This window comes from Nonomuraea turkmeniaca, from assembly GCF_005889735.1.
Lineage (GTDB): Bacteria > Actinomycetota > Actinomycetes > Streptosporangiales > Streptosporangiaceae > Nonomuraea > Nonomuraea turkmeniaca.
Genome location: NZ_VCKY01000441.1, coordinates 1 through 3,584, shown reverse-complemented (window position 1 = coordinate 3,584; position 3,584 = coordinate 1). Strand labels below are relative to the sequence as shown.

Genomic DNA, 3,584 nt, shown 5'->3' with positions numbered 1-3,584 from the left:
TGGCGGGGCTGGGGGTGTGGGCGGCGCGGCGGCGCGCTGTGGTGGCGGCCGTGGCCTGCGGGTTGTCGCTCGCCTTCGCCTATCTCTTCACCGTCGGCTACGCCGCTCCGCGGTTCCTGCTGCCCGCTTACGCGCTGCTGGCCCTGCCGGTGGCCGCGGGTGTCGTCTGGTTGTGCCGGTGGCGCGGCACCGCGGTGCTGGCCGTCGCCGGCGTGCTGGGCTACTTCGGCCTGCAGGCCAGGTCCGTCGTCGTCCACGGCGGGGACGTCCACGCCGCCCGCGCGGTCGTCCCCGCGGTCGCCGCCCGGCTGCAGCAGCTGGGCATGCGCCCTCCGTGTTTCCTGTACGGTCACGACGCCGTGCAGATCGCCTTCCATGCGCGGTGCACCGCGCATGGCGTCTTCCGCCATTACGGTGGCCGCTCGTCGGTGCCGTCGTCGATCAGGGCCGCGCTGGGACGGGGCGACTGGGTGGGCGTCCTGACGACCTCGCGGCGGCCCGCGGCTCCCTTCCTGGTGTCCTGGACTCCGGTGGAGTTGCGGCCGGCCGGCGGCAAGCGGCGGTATGTGTTCCTACCGCCGGGACGCTGAGCGTGGGCGCGCGGCGAGGTGTTGCGGGCGGATGCATAGACTTGTGCGACGTGACGTCGAAGCCGCGTATCCCGAATGTCCTGGCCGCCCGCTATGCCTCGCCTGAGCTGACCCGCTTGTGGTCGCCCGAGTACAAGATCGTCGCGGAGCGGCGGTTGTGGCTGGCGGTGCTGCGGGCGCAGGCCGAGCTGGGGATCGCGGTCCCGGAAGGCGCGATCGCCGACTACGACAAGGTGGTCGAGCAGGTCGATCTGGAGTCGATCGCGGCGCGGGAGCGTGTCACCCGGCACGACGTCAAGGCCCGCATCGAGGAGTTCAACGCGCTGGCCGGGCACGAGCAGGTGCACAAGGGCATGACCTCTCGGGACCTGACCGAGAACGTCGAGCAGCTGCAGATCCGCGACAGCCTGCTGCTGGCGCGCGACCGTACGGTGGCGTTGCTGGCGCGGCTGGCGACGCTGGCCGAGGAGCACGAGGCGAGCGTGATGGCGGGCCGCTCGCACAACGTGGCGGCGCAGGCCACCACGCTGGGCAAGCGGTTCGCGAGCGCGGCTGACGAGTTGCTGGTGGCCTACCGGCGGCTGGAGGAGCTGATCGGCCGTTACCCGCTGCGTGGCATCAAGGGCCCGGTCGGCACCGCGCAGGACATGCTGGATCTGCTGGGGGGCGATCGCGGCAAGCTGGCGGAGCTGGAGGGCCGGGTGGCCGCGCATCTGGGGTTCGCCTCCCGTTTCACCAGCGTGGGGCAGGTGTATCCGCGGTCGCTGGACTTCGAGGTGGTGACCGCGCTGGTGCAGCTGGCGGCGGCGCCGTCGTCGCTGGCCAAGACGATCCGGCTGATGGCCGGGCACGAGCTGGTCACCGAGGGGTTCGCCGAGGGGCAGGTCGGCTCGTCGGCGATGCCGCACAAGATGAACACCCGCTCCTGTGAGCGGGTCAACGGTCTGGCCGTGGTGCTGCGCGGCTACGCCTCGATGGCCGGCGAGCTGGCGGGCGATCAGTGGAACGAGGGCGACGTGTCGTGCTCGGTGGTGCGGCGGGTGGCGCTGCCGGACGCGTTCTTCGCCTTCGACGGGCTGGTGGAGACGATGCTGACGGTGCTGGACGAGTTCGGCGCCTTCCCCGCGGTGATCGCCGCGGAGCTGGGCCGCTACCTGCCGTTCCTGGCCACGACCAAGATGCTGATGGCGGCGGTGCGGGCGGGGATGGGTCGCGAGCAGGCGCACGAGCTGATCAAGGAGCACGCGGTCGCGGCCGCGCTGGCGATGCGTTCGCGAGGCGCCGGTAACGCGCTGCTGGACCTGCTGGCCGGCGACGCGCGGTTCCCGCTGGAGCGCGAGCAGCTCGAGGCGTTGCTGGCCGACCGGGTCTCGTTCACCGGCGCCGCGGCCGACCAGGTGGAGGCGGTCTCGCAGCAGGTGGGCGAGGTCGTGGCGGCGCGTCCGGAGGCGGCGGCGTACCGTCCCGGCTCGATCTTGTGATTCGCGGCCTCCATGAGCTGCGCACCGAAGAGCAGGTGCGGGCGGCGTGCGGGGACGACGACCTGGTGATGTGGGTGGCGCAGGGGCTGCGCGGCGGCGCCCGTGCGTGGGCGCTGGGGGACGCGGTGGTGGCCGGTTGCCCGGCGGTGTCGCGGCGTGACCGGCTGGCCGTGTGGGGCTGCGTCTGACCTGGCGCGTGCTGCGGGGAAAATCGGGTGTGGTTCGGACGGCGCTCGTGCACAGTTGACGGGGTGATGTCCAACTTTGTGCCTGGTATTGAGTTGTCGCGAGCCTTTTACCACGAGGTCGTGGCGCCGTTGCTGCCTCAGGTGCCGCACAGCGCGGCGTTGATCGGTCCGGGGTCGGAGGTGCTGGCGTTCGACACCGCGCGCTCGGCCGATCATGACTGGGGGCCGCGGGTGTTGTTGTTCACGGCGGCGGCGGATGTGGCCGAGGTGGAGGCCAAGGTGGTGGCGGGCCTGCCGGAGCGCTTCCGCGGTCTGCCGACGGTGTTCGGTTACCACGGCGAGGTGCGGCCCGGGGTGACGGTGGCGGAGCCGGGCGCGTGGCTGGAGCGCCTGCTGGGCTTCGACCCGCGGGCGGGGATGTCGCTGCTGGACTGGCTGGCGGTGCCGTGGCAGCGCCTGGCCGAGGTGACCCGGGGGGAGGTCTTCCACGATGGGCTCGGCGCGCTGGAGGCGGCCAGGGCGGTGTTGCGCTGGTACCCGCAGGATGTGTGGCGGTATGTGCTGGCCTGTCAGTGGCGGCGGATCGGGGAGGAGGAGCCGTTTCTCGGCCGGTGCGGCGAGGTGGGCGATGAGCTGGGCTCGGCGGTGGTGGGGGCGCGGTTGGCGCGGGAGGTGATGCGGCTGGCGTTGCTGCTGCGGCGCCGGTACCCGCCGTACGCCAAATGGCTCGGCAGTGCCCTGGCCCGGCTGCCTGGCTCGACGGAGCTGGGGGAGTGCCTGGGGTCGGCGGTGGCGGCGCGGTCGTGGCGGCAGCGCGAAGAGGGGCTGAGCGGGGCGTATGCGCGGGTGGCGGCGCTGCAGAACCGGGTGGCCCTGGCCGAGCGGCTGGATGAGGGGGTGCGGGGGTTTTTCGACCGGCCGTTCCGGGTGATCGGCGGGGACCGGTTCGCCGAGGCGTTGATGGCGTCGGTGTCGGACCCGGTGATCAAGGGGTTGCCGGTGGTGGGGTGCGTGGATCAGCTGTCGGATTCGACGGATCTGCTGATGGCCCCCGGGCGTGCCAGAGCGGCGACGGCGGCCGCGCTGGGCCTCACCGAATGATCTACTTTGTAAAGGACGTCAGTTTAGATATCAACATTTCTATCCGAATACGCCAAGCGACGACGGCAGAGGCGTCGCCGGTGCAGGTGAGGATGAGGCGGGCACCGTGGCCGGTGCCTTCGGCCAGCTCCCAGCTCACGGAGCCGGCGGGGGTGTCGTATTCCAGGAGTTTGCCGGTTTCCGTGCGGGTGACGGGTCCGGGGTGGACGCCGGAGGCGGTGAAG

The 3,584-nt window shown here is 72.0% G+C and carries 3 protein-coding genes and 2 pseudogenes; 4 read left to right on the top strand and 1 reads right to left on the bottom strand.

The window, feature by feature from the left end:
* The 4 genes and pseudogenes from ETD86_RS56470 to ETD86_RS53195 all read left to right on the top strand — a co-directional run.
* Positions 1-590: pseudogene (locus tag ETD86_RS56470) on the top strand (hypothetical protein); the annotation flags it as partial.
* 50 nt (positions 591-640) lie between these two features.
* Entirely contained in the window at positions 641-2,071 is a 1,431-nt protein-coding gene (gene purB, locus ETD86_RS53205; RefSeq protein ID WP_138674208.1) for an adenylosuccinate lyase, read from the top strand.
* Positions 2,068-2,259, top strand: coding sequence for a hypothetical protein (locus tag ETD86_RS53200; RefSeq protein ID WP_138674207.1), 192 nt, complete (start codon positions 2,068-2,070; stop codon positions 2,257-2,259). The genes purB and ETD86_RS53200 overlap by 4 nt, the downstream gene beginning before the upstream one ends.
* Positions 2,260-2,379: 120 nt before the next feature.
* Complete coding sequence (locus ETD86_RS53195; RefSeq protein ID WP_342779374.1) at positions 2,380-3,360, top strand: DUF4037 domain-containing protein; 981 nt, start codon at positions 2,380-2,382, stop codon at positions 3,358-3,360.
* 1 nt (position 3,361) lies between these two features.
* Here the strand turns inward: ETD86_RS53195 and ETD86_RS57730 are convergent.
* Positions 3,362-3,584 (bottom strand): annotated as a pseudogene (locus ETD86_RS57730) (hypothetical protein); the annotation flags it as partial.